The following is a 15,727-nucleotide window of genomic DNA, read 5'->3' as shown; positions in this document are numbered from 1 at the left end:
GGGTGTTTTTTTAACCAACCTGTTCAAGGCAGCATTAACTGTAGTACAGGATTTCAATAATTGATAAGGACAGGATGAAAAATGGCACTAGAAAAATTTGCAGATGAACTGCCGATTATCGAAACACTCCAGCCGCAGAAGAAATCAGACGGCAGCACGTATTATGAAGTCACCATGAAGGAATGCTTTCACAAGCTGCACCGCGATCTCCCGCCGACCCGGCTGTGGGGGTATAACGGTTTATTTCCCGGTCCGACGATCGACGTGAACAAAGATGAAAACGTCTATATTAAATGGATGAATGACCTGCCGGATAAGCATTTTCTGCCCGTGGATCATACCATTCACCATTCAGAAAGCGGCCATCAAGAACCCGATGTCAAAACCGTCGTCCATTTACACGGAGGAGCAACCCCGCCGGACAGCGACGGCTACCCGGAAGCATGGTTCACAAAGGATTTTAAGGAAACGGGTCCTTATTTTGAGAAAGAGGTATACCATTATCCAAACAAACAGCGCGGGGCTCTGTTATGGTATCACGATCACGCCATGGCGATTACGAGGCTCAATGTGTACGCCGGGCTTGCCGGGATGTATATCATTCGCGAGCGAAAAGAAAAGCAGCTGAAGCTTCCCTCCGGAGAGTATGACGTACCGCTTATGATTTTGGACCGCACGTTAAATGACGACGGTTCCTTGTCTTATCCGAGCGGACCTGCTAACCCTTCCGAAACGCTGCCCGACCCTTCCATCGTCCCGTTTTTTTGCGGAAATACCATTCTCGTCAATGGTAAAGCGTGGCCGTATATGGAAGTTGAACCGCGGACATATCGTTTCCGCATCCTTAATGCCTCCAATACGAGAACATTTTCTCTCTCGCTCAATAACGGCGGCAAGTTTATCCAAATCGGTTCTGACGGCGGACTGCTTCCCCGCTCTGTCAAAACACAATCTATCAGCTTAGCCCCGGCAGAGCGGTATGATGTGCTCATCGATTTCTCCGCCTTTGACGGAGAACATATCATTTTAACGAACGGCACCGGCTGCGGGGGCGACGCCGATCCGGATACAGACGCCAATGTGATGCAATTCCGCGTCACAAAACCGCTGAAGGGAGAAGACACAAGCCGGAAGCCTAAATATCTTTCAACAATGCCTAATGTGACATCAAAGAGAATACACAATATCAGGACGCTTAAACTCACAAATACGCAAGACAAATACGGCCGGCCCGTTTTGACGCTGAATAACAAGCGATGGCATGATCCTGTGACAGAAGCGCCGAAGCTCGGTACAACGGAAATCTGGTCGATTATCAATCCGATGGGGGGAACCCATCCGATACACCTGCACCTTGTTTCCTTCCAAATCCTTGACCGGCGTCCTTTTGACTTAGAGCGTTATAACAAATTCGGCGACATTGTGTATACAGGCCCCGCCGTCCCGCCTCCTCCAAGTGAAAAAGGCTGGAAAGACACCGTGCAGGCGCACTCGGGAGAGGTCATCAGAATCGCGGCGACTTTCGCTCCTTACAGCGGACGCTACGTATGGCACTGTCATATTTTAGAGCACGAAGATTACGACATGATGAGACCGATGGACGTCACGGATAAGCAGTAAACAAATATCCCCCCTTTTCTGAGAGGGGATTTTTTATTTATCCAAAAAGAAAAAATAAGAAGACACTTATTTGCATATACTGTAATAACAGGAAGACGGTGCACCCTCATTGGAAATCTGGATAGAAAAAGGAATTAGGAGATTAGGGAAAAGTATGAGACAATGAAGGAGTGCACGAAAATTCATAAGGGAAGAAGTGACTTTATGTCTTACTACAACAAACGTAATCAGGAACCGCTGCCTAAAGAAGATGTCAGTACGTGGGAATGCACAAAAGAGGACTGTATCGGCTGGAGCAGAAAGAATTTTGCCGGCAGTGATACCCCGACTTGCCCCCTTTGCGGCAGTAAAATGATCGACGGCGTCCGTTCGTTGGTAAATCTCCAAAACAATAATCAAACGGCATCAAGTTAGACCTCCCTTTTACGAGTCTCAACATAGAGAAGGCCTCCATGTCTCATGAGAGGCCTTTGCGTTATCATGTCCTTTTATGATGCAAAGGAGCAATGAACATGAAAAACGATCGGCAGCAGAAAGATCTGAAGGAAATGGCAAAACGGCGGAAAATGAACCGTGCCGCACAGTCATTCATCGAAACGCTCCATTTTGCCGTTCCGATTCTCCGTTTTTTCAAATGGCTCGCCTCAGCCGCAGCCAGCTTTGTTCATTAAAAAACACCCAGCGGGCGCTGAGTGTTTTTTTCATGATTGGATGACGGAAAAACTGTTGATAATGCCGTTGTCATTTTCCCAGACTTTTTCGCATTTTTTCGTATCCAAATGATAAGCATAAATGGTCCGGACCTTCGCATTCCGCCCCGTTTCATCCTTCAGACGCTTAGCGCCTTTTGCTTCCGCCATGAAATAAATGATGCTGCCGTCTTTAGAAAACTGAGGCTGGGCATCAATCAGCGGAGCGAAGTCCTTACCGTTTGAGATAATCGTTTCGTCTTTTTTCGTTTTGACATTCATCAGACGGATGGACGCTTTTTGTTCCGTCCCTTTTTGGGTATAAGATGTAAAGACAAGGTTCTTTCCGTCCGGTGACACCGCCACGTCGCTGATAAACTGCTCAAGGTTTGTCAGATCCTGAAGATGTTCGCCCGCTCCTGCTGCAAACCGGATATTCGTCGGTTCAGGGTCAATCCCCTTCTCATTTGCCTCATCCGTTTTTTGATAATCCTCTTTCACGGAATAATGCAGAAGCGCAAAATCGTTTTGGCTGCGGTTATAAAAGAAGCTGCTCACACTGTCGTCTTTCTCATCGGCGGCGGGATACAGATTTTCATAACGTTTCGTTTTCAAATCAAAAGATGCGAGACGGAAAATATCTTCATCCGCTTTTCCGAGACGGAAATAAATGTGCGTCAAATCCTTTGATAAAAACAGACTGTCAGCGCTTGCCGTTCCTTTATAAAGCACCGTCTTCTTTTTCGTCTTCAGATCAAGCTTATACAGACGCATCTCATTTTGGTCATTATTCCCGACAAAATAGAGCACCTGATGGGCGTCATCCAGCGCAAACGCCGGATATGCCGAAAGCTTTTCCTCGTACAGCACGCGGCTGTCTTCGTAATATTTCGTCATCAGATCTTTGTCTGTAATGGAAACAAGCAGCTTGTCATGGCCGCCGGAGACAACGGCTTTTCCGCCGCCGTCGCTTTTTCCTTTAATCAGTAAAACGGACGCGATGACCGCCGCCAAAACGGCGGCCAGCAACACCCAGATCCATCGTTTCTTCTTCATTATCAATCTCTCCGTCAATCAGAAAAAGCAAGAATCAGTGTCCTTGCTTTTTAAGATGGTCTATTTTAATAGCTGTAGTGTCCGGATACTTTTCCTTTGCTTAACGGATATCCGAGCGCTTTGAACGCTTTCGGGCTGACATCCAATACGGCATTCGGCATACGGCCTACATCATTTTTGTATACGGTGATAACCTTTTTCGGTTTTGCTTTTGCATAAGCTCTGATTTTCGTTCCGTTTCTCGGAACGTCAAATCCTAATTTTGTCGCGCAATCCCAGTGTCCCAGTTTTTTACCGGACGATCCTTTTTTACCGACTCCATTATACCATGTAATATTTCCGTTCACTTTTTTAGCACTTGCATCAGAAGAGTAACTGATCGCTCCCAGCGTGCTTCCTGCTAAAATCAATAAGGCTAAGAATAACTTCTTCAAGCTTTCGTCCTCCTGATTCTTTATTCTAGGCAAAATTATACACCAAGAAGACGATTATAATATTTCAATCACTTTACATGTTCATTACAACGTGATGAGACATGCACACAACGAAGACACAATTCCCCGTTCTATATAATTCCATGGTAAATTATACTACAAAATTTAATTCATTAGCGTTATAATATTCATAGAGTATTTCTGCATTCAATATGGACTTTTTATAAGGCCTATTGATAGTTGCATAATATGATATTTTTTGAGAAATCAGGCTTTAGGAAGCAAGCACTTTATTCCTTTTAACCGTGGTTCATATTGATCATGTACCTATACTCGTTTCAATCAGACTAGGAGTGATAATCAATGAAAGCGGCAAGATGGCACAATCAAAAAGACATTCGAATCGAAAACATTGATGAACCTAAAGCAGAACCGGGTAAAGTCAAAATTAAAGTCAAATGGTGCGGGATTTGCGGAAGCGACCTTCATGAATATTTGGGAGGCCCGATCTTTATTCCGGTCGGCAAACCTCATCCGTTAACAAACGAAATGGCGCCCGTCACGATGGGTCACGAATTCTCAGGAGAAGTCGTGGAAGTGGGCGAAGGCGTCAAAAATTACAGCGTCGGCGACCGTGTCGTCGTGGAACCGATTTTTGCCACACACGGACATCAGGGAGCCTATAACCTTGATGAACAAATGGGATTCTTAGGCTTAGCCGGAGGCGGCGGCGGATTTTCTGAATATGTATCCGTTGACGAAGAATTGCTGTTTAAGCTTCCTGAAGAGCTTTCTTACGAACAGGGCGCGCTTGTTGAGCCGTCAGCGGTAGCGCTTTACGCCGTCCGCCAAAGCAAATTAAAAGCGGGCGACAAGGCGGCAGTTTTTGGCTGCGGACCGATCGGGCTGCTTGTGATTGAAGCCCTGAAAGCGGCCGGCGCCACAGATATTTACGCGGTTGAACTTTCACCGGAACGTCAGGAAAAAGCGAAAGAACTCGGCGCTATCATCATTGATCCGTCAAAAACGGACGATGTCGTTGAAGAAATCGCTAAACGCACAAACGGCGGCGTTGATGTTTCTTATGAAGTAACAGGCGTTCCTGTCGTTCTCCGCCAGGCGATCCAGTCAACAAACATTGCCGGTGAAACGGTTATCGTCAGCATCTGGGAAAAAGGAGCGGAAATTCATCCGAACGATATCGTCATCAAAGAACGGACCGTAAAAGGCATTATCGGATACCGTGACATCTTCCCTTCCGTTCTTGCACTGATGAAAGAGGGCTACTTCTCAGCAGATAAGCTCGTCACGAAAAAAATCGTGCTCGACGATCTGATTGAAGAAGGCTTCGGCGCTTTAATCAAAGAGAAAAACCAAGTGAAAATCTTAGTCAAACCGAACTAAACCGTTCAGCTGAATATCAGACACATCCGAAAAAGAGCCGTTCCGGCTCTTTTTTTCATCTCTTCGTCTTTCCTTCCTTTTCCTTTTAAAAATGATCCCCTCTGCGCAAACTATTTTTCACCCTGTCCCGTCTATCCTTAGGCAGCAGCCTATGATACGTATTTTTAAAAAAGGAGCCCTTTGAAGCAATGAAGAACGAAACAGCCAAAGCGTCGCTTGTGACGTGCATAACTGAGCGCAAAGAAGACTTTTACCGGCTTGCGTACAGTTACGTAAAGAACAAGGATGACGCGTTAGATATTGTTCAGGAATCAATTCAAAAAGCGCTGACATCGGTCGAATCCGTCAAAAACCCCGATGTGATCAAAAGCTGGTTTTATAAAATTTTAGTGCGCACGGCCATTGATTTTCTCCGCAAACAGAAAAAACTGAAAGTGATGGACGATGAAACGATCGAGTTTTTAAGCCGCGGAAAGGAAGATCACTACAAAGACACGGACCTTCACGAAGCGCTTGATGACCTGCCGCATCAATATAAAACCATTATCATTCTGCGTTTCTTTGAAGACCTGAAATTAGAAGAAATCGCGGACATCACGGGGGAAAACATCAACACCGTCAAAACACGCCTTTACAGGGGGCTGAAGCTCATGCGCATTCAGCTGACGAAGGAGGATCTTTCTTAATGGAAAAGAGATTAGAACAATTAAGAGAAGAGTATAAAAGTGTGCCCATTCCTAAGGAACTGGACAGCATTGTCGAAAAAGCCCTTCAGCAGAAACCGAAGAAAAAACGAATCGTGATGTGGCCGACATCCGCGGCAGTCGCTGCGGCCGTCTTATTTACCGCCGTTGTCAATATCAATCCGGATGCCGCACAAGCCATGTCTAAAATCCCCGTCATCGGCAAAGTCGTCCAAGCCATCACATTCACGGAGATGAAGGAAGAAAAGAATCAATCAAGCATTGATGTGAAAACGCCCGCTCTGTCCGGACTTTCCGATCATAAACTCGAAGACAGCATCAACCGGCATTATATGAAAGAAAGCAAAGAGCTGTATCAGGAATTTATGAAGGCGACCTCAAAAAGCAAAAAAGGCCACCTCAGTATTTACAGCGATTATGAAACCGTTACTGACACAGCGGATTTGATCTCAATCCGCCGTGATATCGAAAAAACACAAGCTTCATCTTATACGCAAAGCCGTTACATCACGATTGATAAAAAGAATGAGGCCGTGCTTACATTAAAGAGTTTATTTAAAGATGACCGTTATATTAAAGTCATCAGCCAAAATATTAAAGAACAAATGAAAAAACAGATGAAAGAAGATCCGAATAAAATATACTGGGTCGAAGATGATGATATGACGGAGCCTTTTAAAGCCATCCGCGCCGACCAGAATTTTTATATTACAGATAAGCACAAACTTGTTATTTCATTTGATGAATACGAAGCGGCACCCGGATATATGGGCGTTACAGAGTTTACAATACCGACCTCCGTCATCTCCAAGCTGCTTGTCGGAGACCGCTACATCAGATAAAGAAAGAAAAAAATCCATGATATCTGCAGATCATGGATTTTTTCTTTCGTCCCGCAACAGCCAAGATGCATAAGGGACCCTTTTCATATAACAGACGCCGGACGGGGGCTGAAAAGTTTAAGAAAATCACAGCATTTCATTCATTTTTTCTGAAACAAAATCCCCTTCCGAATGCGTCTAATTAACGGAACAAATGGAAGACTGTACAGAAATCTGCCATAGCCATCCGCAAAACAGCGAGAATTTCCGCACACATTATTGGAGGAATACCATGTCAGACAAGTCACTGCATCACCGCTATATTCCCGGACTGGATGGACTTCGCGCCTTTGCCGTCCTCGCAGTTATCGCATATCATCTGAATTTCAACTGGGCCGACGGCGGTTTCATTGGTGTTGATATCTTTTTTGTTTTATCGGGGTATTTAATTACATCTATTATATTGCCTGCCCAAGGCAATGCCATTACCCTTGATTTGCGTGATTTTTGGGTGCGCCGGATCAGGCGGCTTCTGCCGGCGGCTTATCTCATGATTATCACGACGGTCATTTGGGTCGTATTGTTTAACAGCGAGCTCCTGCATACCGTACGCGGGGATGCGGTCTCCTCACTTTTTTACATAAGCAATTGGTGGTTTATCTTTCATCAACTTTCTTATTTCGACAGCTTCGGCTCCCCTTCGCCATTAAAAAACCTTTGGTCGCTGGCGATTGAAGAACAGTTTTATATCATATGGCCGTTCCTGCTGCTTGCGGGAATGTACATATGTAAAACACGGGCCCGGCTTGCGGCCGCGGTCATGTTCCTCGCGTTATGTTCTGCAGTCGTAATGAGTATGATGTATGTGCCCGGCGGAGATCCGAGCCGCGTTTATTACGGGACGGATACCCGCTCATTTGAATTGCTGATCGGCTGCGCTTTAGCTTTAGTGTGGCCGATGAAACGATTATCTTCCAAACGGCTGCCGAGCAGCATGAAACACCTGCTTCATGGGACGGAGCTTGCCGCTTTTGCCGCGCTGCTGCTTTGCGTCTTTTACACGGATGAATATGAACCCTTCTTGTACAAGGGCGGCATGCTTTTGATCAGCATCACCGCAGCGGTTCTTGTCGCATGTTTATGCCATCCGAGCAGCTTTTTGGGACATGTCCTTTCATGGAAGCCGCTTCGCTGGATCGGAACGAGATCATACGGAATCTACCTTTGGCATTACCCGGTTTTCGTACTGAGCACACCCGTGCAGGAAATCGGAAATCCGGTTTATTGGCACTGCGCCGTCAGAATCGGCGCCACTTTCATTCTTGCCGAGCTATCTTACCATTTCATTGAACAGCCGATCCGCACTGCGGGCTTCCGGCCATTTTTACGCCGCGTGTTTCTGAACCGCTTTCTGGAATGGAAGACATCTTCTGTCATCAGCCGAATGTCGCTCGGCCTTATTCTTGCCGCCATTCTCGTATTTGCGGGCGGGCTGTCAGGAATAGCCGAAGAGAAAAAACAGCCGCAATGGACGTACGCGCAAAATGATCAGCAAGAAACCGCCGCCTCTTCGCACAAAACGGCCGATCACGATCAGCCTGCAAAAGAAGAAGACAGCAAGAAAAAACACAGCGGCGAAAAAACGGATACCGCGTCAGACAAAAACAAGAAAGAACCAGCAGACAAATCAAAAACAAAGAAAAATGAAGAGAAAAAGGAACGGTCATCTCAAAAAACGGCTGATTCAAAACAAACACAGCCTCAGCAAGACGTACTGGCCATCGGTGACTCGGTGATGCTGGACATTGCGTCATACCTGCGGCAGTCCCTCCCTCATGTCACCATCGACGGAAAGGTAGGAAGACAAGTCTCTCAAGCACTCCAGCTCACTTCGGAATATGCGTCATTTAATCAGCCGGACAAAGCGGTCATCATCGAGTTAGGGACGAACGGCTATTTCACAAACAGCCAAATTGAATCACTGATCAGCTCCTTTTCAAAAGCCGATATCTATCTTGTCAACACACGTGTGCCGCGGCAGTGGGAAAGCAAAGTAAACGAGTCATTGCGCCGGCAGGCCGAGTCACGCAAAAATGTGACGCTTGTCGATTGGCACGCAAAAGCATTGCAGCACCCTGAATATTTCACACCGGACGGCGTCCATCTCATACCTGAGGGATCAAAAGCGCTGACATCCCTCATCGTTCAAACAATGAAACCATGACAAAAAAAAGAGGCCCAAAAAAGGCCTCTTTTTCGTATATCGTCACGCAAGTTTCTGTCCGCAATTCGGACAAAAATTCGCGCCTTCCGTTTTCGTTCCGCAGTTCGGACAGAATTTCGGCTTAGCCGCTCCTTCCGAGCCGTTTGCCGGTGCCGTCCCCTGATCCTGCTGACTTTGATCTTGCTGCGGCTGGTTCTGCTGATTTTGGTTCATTTGGTTCATCATTTGATTTGCCACATTCATTCCCATCATCATGCCCGCCATGTCTGAGGCGGCGCCGCTTCCGTTCATTTTGCCGGATGACATTCCGTCCGTCATGGAAATCTGCTGATAGCGGTTCACATCGCCCACCATACCGTAAGAAGCATTTTTCGTAATCATATCCTGAACTTCCTGCGGATAGTTAAAGCTCATAATATTGAAGCCCGTAATCGACATGCCGTCTCCGATCAGCTGCATATCAAGATCTTCTTGAATCCCTTTTCCGATTTCAAAGGAATTCGACTGCAGATTGAACATGTCTTTTCCTTCTCTGGTGATCCATTTCATCAAAAGCTGATCGAGAATAGACGTAATCCGGATTTTAATGTCCTCCACTAAATAGCTGTCTTTGACACCCGCAATCTTATCAATCAATCCGATGTAGTCAATGACCTTGAAGTTAAATGTGCCGTTTGCGCGGATCGGCATACCGCCCGGCATACCTGCCGCCGGAATGTTGATGGCGTTTTTTGTGCCCCACTTCACGGTGAACTCCTTCGTATTCACAAACAGCACTTCAGCCCGCATGCCGCTGTTAAAGCCAAACTTAAACCCTTTTAGTGTAGATAGAAACGGAATGATTTCTGATTCGATATCATAATCGCCGTCATCACGGAAAATCCCTTCAATTTTCCCGTTGTATAAAAAGATGGCATCCTGCCCCGGCCGGATGATCAGACGGCTGCCTTTTTTAATTTCACGGTTGTTCCATTTATAGAAAACCATGTCGTCTCTGAATTCTTCCCATTCCACCACATTTGCTAACTGATTTCTGAAAAAACCCATGTATGCTCAAATCCTTTACATATAATTTAAAAACTACCCTTGCTTCCGCTGTAACTCGTGCCGCCCCTCGTGACTCCGCCGTCATTGTCATTATCTTTATCAGGCTTTTTTTCTCTTGTAACGTCGGTTCGGATATATGTGTCGTGCTGGCTCAGTACTTCAGACGTATCGTGATCCATATACGTGCTGCCGGTGACGGTGACCTTGCCGCCGGAATTGTACACCATCACAGTGACGGCGATTCCGGCCGCGGCTGCGGCAATAATGAGCTGAAACCACCATGTGAGCAGCAGATTGTCAGCCTTGTCGTCCGGGCTTTTCCCCATATCTTTATAAGCCAACTTGATGTAGGTCTGAAACGCCTTTTCATAATGGCCTGCGGAAATATCTGACGAGATCGTATTTCTGATCGTATTCAGCCGGCTGTTATTCAAATACGTCTCCGCCTTTTTATATCCGGAGATAAATACTTCCCGATTTTTCATATCAATGGTCAAAATCGCCGTGCTTCCGCTAAAATGACTGTCATAAAAATCACCGGCGTACTGCTCGATATCCTTACCGCCCGTTCCGTTTGCGGTAAGAATGATAAAATCGGTATGGCGCTTTGCCCCGAGCTTCCCGGCCAATTCCTCAAGTTTCTTCGTTTCATCCTTCGTTAATAAATGAGCATTGTCATAAACATATTGCTTCTGTTCCGCGGCAGACGCCGATGTATGTAAAGAAAAAGACAGCATCAGAAAAAGGACGAAGCAGAAGAGACACGCTTTTTTTATCAATACTTTCATCAAAAACCGCCTCCTATCATAAGTGAGACGAGTCTTAATGCTAAAAACGCACCGGCGGTTATGCCGCCGAACCACGCGGCCACTTTTCCGGCACTGATGGGCGGTTTGCCGACAACCTTGCCCGTCTGCCCGTTCATCGCAAAAATGTGTTCAGCCCGCTCATAGTCGTAGCTGACCATCCAGACCGGAAGCAGTACGTAAAAGCTGCTGATTTTATCGGTCTGAATCTGCTCATCCGTAATGTCAGCCGTCGTATATCCGGAGAAGGTGGATCTGATATAAGAATCAATATAATGGCTGATTTTATCCTTCGCCCGCGGAAAGAGATCGTCATCGGTATAATTGTACTTTTCCGCTATATATCCCGCTAAATAGGCCGTATTAAACTCCTTCAGCTCACTGTATGAGTAAGGCTCCAATTTGTCCATTAATTCATCACTCATTTTTTCTGAAGCGTCGACCGGAATTTTGAGATAATCAAGATTGATATCGCGGTACGCGTTGTAATACTCGGTCTCCGTCACCCGGTATTCTCCATCATCATAGTGATGCACTCTCGTACAAACGGCATTGACCTGAACCTTGCTGTTTAAATCAAACATCCAAAATGGCACGTACATGCCCGTTATGCTCTTCACCCGATCGGCAGACATAAATCCTTTCGGTGTCAGACGGCCGTTTCGGCACCACTTTTTAAAAGCGCTCATGGCTTCTTCTTTACTGATCGTAAAAGGAATCACCATCGAAGGCGCGAGATTTCCCGATAATCGGTCGGCGAGAACGGCGGCTCCTCCGCAAAACCCGCACGTCGTGGCCGTCGTTTCCGCCTCAGTCATTAATACTGCGCCGCAGTTCTCACAGCGGTACTCGTTCGCCTCATTTTCGGAAAATCTCGTCGTTATATACTCTTTTGGCAGGCTCTCAATCTGATCCTGCCGCCCGCAGCTGTGACATGTCAGCATGCCGGATGAACTGTCAAAGACCATATCATCGCCGCAGTTCGGGCATTTATAAGAAATGATCATTCTGTTTCTCTCACTTTCTCTTTATATCGGACAAAGCTGCAGCCCGCTGTCTATTGATCTTTACTGAAAAGCATTTTCTGCTTGAGCGCCGCCAATTCATCATCGACACTGCTTTGATTGCTGTCATATTTAGCCGTCAGATCGTCAATATCGTCTTTCGGAGACGCGTTCAGCTCAGCCATCGCATTGGCATGATCAAGCGCTTGGTTGACCTTGTCTTCCATTCTGCCGAAAGCTGTCATCGATTGGCCCGCATTTGACACAGAGGACCCCAATTTGTTCATTCTCTCCTGCGTCTTTGCCACAGACCACTTCGCTTTGATGGCATTTCGGCGCGACTCAAGCTCTCCGATATCAGCGACAAGCTTGTCATGCATTTTGCGCATTTGAGACGCGTTGGAAGAAGCGAGCTGATAAGCCGTCTGCAGCTCAGTCAGTCTTGATTCAACAGCCGCTTTCCTTTCCAAAAACGTCCGCGCATCGGCTTCATTGCCGGCCTGCAACGCTTTCATCGCATAACTTTCCATCTTTTCGGCATCAGCCTGGCATTCTGTTAACGCTCTTTTCGCCCGCTGTTCCTCAGCCATGACAGAAGCCGTCTCCGCTTTCACTTTTCCTAAATCATTGTTCAGATTCCGCAAATATTGATCAACCATTTTTTCAGGGTTTTCAGCTTTATCCAGCAGCGCATTGATATTACTTGACATGATGTCTTTAAATCTTCCTAAAATACTCATTTTTCATTTTCCTCCCAAAATTAAATAGTAACAAGTTCATAGTTATATATACTGTTTTTTTCGAAAAAAGTTTCATTTTCTCATGAATTTATGTATTTTTATATGAAAATAGTCTCATTCAGCCCATTTGTGCCGGCGGAAATTCTTCACGACCAGATACAGTGAGAACAAAAAATAAATAAAAAGCCCGATCATCAACCAGCTCACTAACGGATAATGCTTCGCCGCATACACAAAGAAATCCAGCTGGGAAATCTGTTCCGGACTTGTAATCGTATCCGTCCCATTCAAAAGCTTTGAGAATTTAGCCGTATAATTCCAATCAAACGAATCAGAAACAAGCTCACTCCCCTGATACCAATTGACAGCGGCGAGACAAAGAAAACAAAAAACAGAAAACGCGCATTGCACAATAAGAAAAACATGTTTCATGAAAAACATTCCTCCGCGGTTCAATATCACAGGCCGTCACACTATACATGACGGCAGCAGCAGAAACTTGGTTTTACTCAGAACTGATAAAAAAGTTATTGTATGTACTTCACAGCGGTTCAATTTACTGGATGCCTTTCTAAAGTATACCGTATATCGAAAAGGGTTTCAGGCCTAAATAAAGAGGATGCTTCCCGAAGTCCGATGACTTTCAAGAAACATCCTCGATATTTTACAGAGTCACTTCAACCTCTTTTAAGCTCGGCAAAGCATCGATCGCACCGATTTTGGTGCACACGAGCGCCCCTACCTTATTGGCAAATGAGACAATATCACGCAGCTTTGCAAAATCATCGGCTGCCGTCTGAATCTCATCGGTACGTGCCAGCTGATACAGCGCCGCGCCGACAAACGCATCTCCCGCTCCCGTTGAGTCTATTGATGTCACCGGAATGCTCGGAATGATGTCAATATCCTTCCCATTTGAAAGAAGGGTCCCGCTTTTCCCGAGTGTCACCGCCACAATACCGGCCCCGAGCTCATGAAGAACCGCAACACCTTCTTTATGATCCTTCGCACCGCTGATGATCTCAAGCTCTTCGTCACTGACTTTCACAAAATCACTTACGGCAATGGCTTTTTTTGCGGTGTTTATAAACTCTGAAACTCTTCCTTTCCATAAATCCTCACGGTAGTTAGGATCGAAGGAAATAAACTGTCCATTGTCTTTCGCAATCGACATCAGCCGTAAATAGGCCGAGCAAAACGGATCAGATAACAATGCCGTCGCTGATCCGAAATGAAGGATTTTCGCATCGTTTACCTTTTCCACATCAATATCATCAAGCGTAAACAAAGCGTCCGCTCCTCTGTTAAACACAAAGTCGCGCTCCCCGTTTTGTTTTAATGAAACAAACGCAAGCGTTGTAGGCGCTTTCTCATCCATGACGAGCATAGAGGTATCGACATGTACGGCGTCCAATGTCTGCTTCAGAAAGTACCCGAACGGATCTTTGCCTGTTTTCCCGCTGAAAGCCGCGTCTCCGCCCAGCTTAGCAATGGCTGCCGACACATTCGCCGGTGCGCCGCCGGCACTTTTTAAGAAATTGCGCCCTTCCGTCAAATCAACATCCACATCGGTACAAAAGAAATCAATTAACAATTCTCCAATACAAATAACAGATTGGCTTCCCACATTATCACACTCATTTATCAATTCTCGATTATAGTTTCAGTATAGTGCTTTCTGTCATAAATACAACCGTTTACATAGAATATTTTAAATTTTACGTATACTCATCTTGCAGCTCTTTGCTCCAGATCAGACATCACCTGCTGATATTTTTTTTCAGTTAAAGGATAAAAAGAAATAAGAATAATAGACAGCAGAATGAACAATCCCGGAATGAGCGCATTCATATTTTTAATCGCATTCAATGCCGAGGCCGTCTGATCGGTATTCGCGGCATATCCGGCGATTCCGAGATAAACGGCCGAAAATGACCCGGCTAACGCAACTCCGAGCTTATTGATGAAACTCATGCTCGAAATCACCACGCCATCAGCCCGGACTCCGGTTTTCCATTCCGCATAATCAACACAATCGGCAACCATTCCCCAAGCAAGCGTATTTAAAGGCGTCGTAAAAAATCCCGAAACGAAAAGCCAAAAGAAAATAAGCGGCAGCGAAGAATACGATGTAAACTGAAGGCCCGCATAAGAAATCAGCGATAGCGCCGCCGTGATGATCATGACTTGCTTCCGGCCCCGCTTCTCAGAAAAGAAAGGAATAAACAGGTTGCTGATCAGCGCTGCGCCGAAAAACAACACGGTTCCTAAAAACACAAATTCCTTATGGCTGACGTTATATGTAAAATAGTACACCATCGTACTGAGCTTAATGTTAAACCCAATCGCAAACGCCAAAAATGCAGAAACCAAAATGAGCAAAGGCTTGTTTCGGAACAAAACAGACAACGTTTTTTTCATTCCTTGTTTTTTTCTTTTTTCAGGCTGAATCCGCTCCCGCACAGTAAAGAAACTGAACAGATTCAATGCGATGCTCACCGCCGCATAGATAAGCGCCGTCATCTGGAATCCAAACGCCTGATCTTTCCCGCCGATGGCGTCCGCAAGCGGTGTCGCACAGGAAATCGATAACAGAATTCCGATATAAACCAAAATCATCCGGGTCGTGGTCAGAACCGTCCGTTCCTCCACGGAATTCGTCATCCGCCCCGTTAAGCTGTTGACCGGAATCGTCTGCATGCTGAAGGACATCCCAAGCAGAATATAAGTGATGTACGCATAAACCATATTCCCCGTCTCGCCGAAATGGGGGGTCGTGAAGCATAAGAACGTAAATAGCGCAAAAGGAAACGCCACCCACAAAAGATACGGCCTTGCCTTTCCCCATCTTGTATTCGTCTTGTCTAAAATCACGCCCATAATCGGATCAAAAATAGCGTCCAGCACCCTTACGATAAGAAACAAAGCTGCGATGACCGCAGGCTTAATGCCGCCGACGTCTGTATAGTAAAATAATAAGTATGCGTTTACAAACTGAAAGATAATATTATACGACATATCACCGAATCCGTAGCCGATCCGTTCCATCCAGGACAGGCCGCGATGTTTCGTCTTTACTGCCGCTGCTTTTTCTGTTTCAATCATCATTTCCCACCCCAAGAATCCGTTTTCATTTTTGATAAGCAAGAGGGAGAATGCAAAGATGATCCTCCCTGTT

The 15,727-nt window shown here is 45.8% G+C and carries 16 protein-coding genes; 7 read left to right on the top strand and 9 right to left on the bottom strand.

Annotated elements, in window-relative coordinates; all coding sequences use genetic code 11:
* The first annotated feature begins 81 nt into the window (after positions 1 to 81).
* The 3 genes from cotA to MY7_RS19695 all read left to right on the top strand — a co-directional run bounded on the left by cotA (position 82) and on the right by MY7_RS19695 (position 2,291).
* Positions 82 to 1,620 carry an outer spore coat copper-dependent laccase CotA gene (gene cotA, locus MY7_RS02225; protein ID WP_007609818.1) on the top strand — a complete coding sequence of 513 codons (1,539 nt, stop codon included), beginning with the start codon at positions 82 to 84 and terminating at the stop codon, positions 1,618 to 1,620.
* 204 nt (positions 1,621 to 1,824) lie between these two features.
* A complete protein-coding gene (locus MY7_RS02220; protein WP_007408879.1) occupies positions 1,825 to 2,034 on the top strand; it encodes a cold-shock protein in 210 nt (69 codons plus the stop codon).
* 98 nt (positions 2,035 to 2,132) lie between these two features.
* Entirely contained in the window at positions 2,133 to 2,291 is a 159-nt protein-coding gene (locus tag MY7_RS19695) for a hypothetical protein (protein WP_007609816.1), read from the top strand.
* Between the two features lie 30 nt (positions 2,292 to 2,321).
* Here MY7_RS19695 and MY7_RS02210 read toward each other — a convergent pair whose 3' ends face one another.
* Both MY7_RS02210 and MY7_RS02205 read right to left on the bottom strand, forming a co-directional pair.
* Positions 2,322 to 3,365, bottom strand: a complete 1,044-nt coding sequence (locus MY7_RS02210; RefSeq protein WP_007609815.1) for a TolB family protein — start codon at positions 3,363 to 3,365, stop codon at positions 2,322 to 2,324.
* A gap of 65 nt (positions 3,366 to 3,430) precedes the next feature.
* Positions 3,431 to 3,799, bottom strand: coding sequence for a septal ring lytic transglycosylase RlpA family protein (locus MY7_RS02205; RefSeq protein ID WP_029326162.1), 369 nt, complete (start codon positions 3,797 to 3,799; stop codon positions 3,431 to 3,433).
* A gap of 363 nt (positions 3,800 to 4,162) precedes the next feature.
* Here MY7_RS02205 and MY7_RS02200 point away from each other — a divergent pair, with 363 nt between their 5' ends.
* From MY7_RS02200 to MY7_RS02185, 4 genes are all read left to right on the top strand, one after another.
* Positions 4,163 to 5,203 carry a 2,3-butanediol dehydrogenase gene (locus MY7_RS02200; RefSeq protein ID WP_007408876.1) on the top strand — a complete coding sequence of 347 codons (1,041 nt, stop codon included), beginning with the start codon at positions 4,163 to 4,165 and terminating at the stop codon, positions 5,201 to 5,203.
* A gap of 188 nt (positions 5,204 to 5,391) precedes the next feature.
* Positions 5,392 to 5,889 (top strand): RNA polymerase sigma factor, encoded by a 498-nt coding sequence (locus MY7_RS02195; protein ID WP_003155802.1) that lies wholly within the window; start codon positions 5,392 to 5,394, stop codon positions 5,887 to 5,889.
* On the top strand, positions 5,889 to 6,749 hold the full coding sequence (gene rsiV / locus MY7_RS02190; RefSeq protein WP_007609813.1) for an anti-sigma-V factor RsiV: 861 nt from the start codon (positions 5,889 to 5,891) through the stop codon (positions 6,747 to 6,749). Before MY7_RS02195 ends, rsiV begins: the two co-directional genes overlap by 1 nt.
* A gap of 271 nt (positions 6,750 to 7,020) precedes the next feature.
* The gene (locus MY7_RS02185; protein ID WP_007609811.1) at positions 7,021 to 8,952 is read left to right on the top strand and encodes an acyltransferase family protein; all 1,932 of its coding nucleotides are present in this window, start codon (positions 7,021 to 7,023) and stop codon (positions 8,950 to 8,952) included.
* A gap of 42 nt (positions 8,953 to 8,994) precedes the next feature.
* Here the strand turns inward: MY7_RS02185 and MY7_RS02180 are convergent, their stop codons facing one another.
* The 7 genes from MY7_RS02180 to MY7_RS02150 all read right to left on the bottom strand — a co-directional run bounded on the left by MY7_RS02180 (position 8,995) and on the right by MY7_RS02150 (position 15,654).
* Complete coding sequence (locus MY7_RS02180; RefSeq protein WP_007609810.1) at positions 8,995 to 9,999, bottom strand: SPFH domain-containing protein; 1,005 nt, start codon at positions 9,997 to 9,999, stop codon at positions 8,995 to 8,997.
* 26 nt (positions 10,000 to 10,025) lie between these two features.
* On the bottom strand, positions 10,026 to 10,787 hold the full coding sequence (locus tag MY7_RS02175) for a TPM domain-containing protein (RefSeq protein WP_007609809.1): 762 nt from the start codon (positions 10,785 to 10,787) through the stop codon (positions 10,026 to 10,028).
* Entirely contained in the window at positions 10,787 to 11,812 is a 1,026-nt protein-coding gene (locus MY7_RS02170) for a TFIIB-type zinc ribbon-containing protein (protein ID WP_007609808.1), read from the bottom strand. Before MY7_RS02170 ends, MY7_RS02175 begins: the two co-directional genes overlap by 1 nt.
* Positions 11,813 to 11,862: 50 nt before the next feature.
* On the bottom strand, positions 11,863 to 12,549 hold the full coding sequence (locus tag MY7_RS02165; RefSeq protein WP_007609806.1) for a PspA/IM30 family protein: 687 nt from the start codon (positions 12,547 to 12,549) through the stop codon (positions 11,863 to 11,865).
* A 114-nt stretch (positions 12,550 to 12,663) separates the two neighbouring features.
* On the bottom strand, positions 12,664 to 12,981 hold the full coding sequence (locus MY7_RS02160) for a YjdJ family protein (protein ID WP_029326161.1): 318 nt from the start codon (positions 12,979 to 12,981) through the stop codon (positions 12,664 to 12,666).
* Positions 12,982 to 13,213: 232 nt separating this feature from the next.
* Positions 13,214 to 14,176: a carbohydrate kinase family protein gene (locus MY7_RS02155; RefSeq protein ID WP_007609802.1), complete on the bottom strand. Its 963-nt coding sequence runs from the start codon at positions 14,174 to 14,176 to the stop codon at positions 13,214 to 13,216.
* 101 nt (positions 14,177 to 14,277) lie between these two features.
* Entirely contained in the window at positions 14,278 to 15,654 is a 1,377-nt protein-coding gene (locus MY7_RS02150) for an MFS transporter (protein WP_032864650.1), read from the bottom strand.
* Positions 15,655 to 15,727 lie beyond the last annotated feature (73 nt).

Origin of the sequence: Bacillus sp. 5B6, assembly GCF_000259405.1 — a bacterium.
Classification (GTDB): Bacteria; Bacillota; Bacilli; order Bacillales; family Bacillaceae; genus Bacillus; species Bacillus velezensis.
Note: the sequence above shows the minus strand (reverse complement) of the source record. Positions and strands in the feature narration are given on the sequence as shown.

What these genes read in the sequence shown, in the direction of transcription:
- cotA (WP_007609818.1), top strand. Translation starts at nt 82, where the DNA reads ATGGCACTAGAAAAATTTGCAGATGAACTGCCGATTATCGAAACACTC.
- rsiV (WP_007609813.1), top strand. Translation starts at nt 5,889, where the DNA reads ATGGAAAAGAGATTAGAACAATTAAGAGAAGAGTATAAAAGTGTGCCC.
- MY7_RS02185 (WP_007609811.1), top strand. Translation starts at nt 7,021, where the DNA reads ATGTCAGACAAGTCACTGCATCACCGCTATATTCCCGGACTGGATGGA.
- MY7_RS02195 (WP_003155802.1), top strand. Translation starts at nt 5,392, where the DNA reads ATGAAGAACGAAACAGCCAAAGCGTCGCTTGTGACGTGCATAACTGAG.
- MY7_RS02160 (WP_029326161.1), bottom strand. Translation starts at nt 12,981, where the DNA reads ATGAAACATGTTTTTCTTATTGTGCAATGCGCGTTTTCTGTTTTTTGT.
- MY7_RS02170 (WP_007609808.1), bottom strand. Translation starts at nt 11,812, where the DNA reads ATGATCATTTCTTATAAATGCCCGAACTGCGGCGATGATATGGTCTTT.
- MY7_RS02220 (WP_007408879.1), top strand. Translation starts at nt 1,825, where the DNA reads ATGTCTTACTACAACAAACGTAATCAGGAACCGCTGCCTAAAGAAGAT.
- MY7_RS19695 (WP_007609816.1), top strand. Translation starts at nt 2,133, where the DNA reads ATGAAAAACGATCGGCAGCAGAAAGATCTGAAGGAAATGGCAAAACGG.
- MY7_RS02175 (WP_007609809.1), bottom strand. Translation starts at nt 10,787, where the DNA reads ATGAAAGTATTGATAAAAAAAGCGTGTCTCTTCTGCTTCGTCCTTTTT.
- MY7_RS02150 (WP_032864650.1), bottom strand. Translation starts at nt 15,654, where the DNA reads ATGATTGAAACAGAAAAAGCAGCGGCAGTAAAGACGAAACATCGCGGC.
- MY7_RS02180 (WP_007609810.1), bottom strand. Translation starts at nt 9,999, where the DNA reads ATGGGTTTTTTCAGAAATCAGTTAGCAAATGTGGTGGAATGGGAAGAA.
- MY7_RS02210 (WP_007609815.1), bottom strand. Translation starts at nt 3,365, where the DNA reads ATGAAGAAGAAACGATGGATCTGGGTGTTGCTGGCCGCCGTTTTGGCG.
- MY7_RS02165 (WP_007609806.1), bottom strand. Translation starts at nt 12,549, where the DNA reads ATGAGTATTTTAGGAAGATTTAAAGACATCATGTCAAGTAATATCAAT.
- MY7_RS02200 (WP_007408876.1), top strand. Translation starts at nt 4,163, where the DNA reads ATGAAAGCGGCAAGATGGCACAATCAAAAAGACATTCGAATCGAAAAC.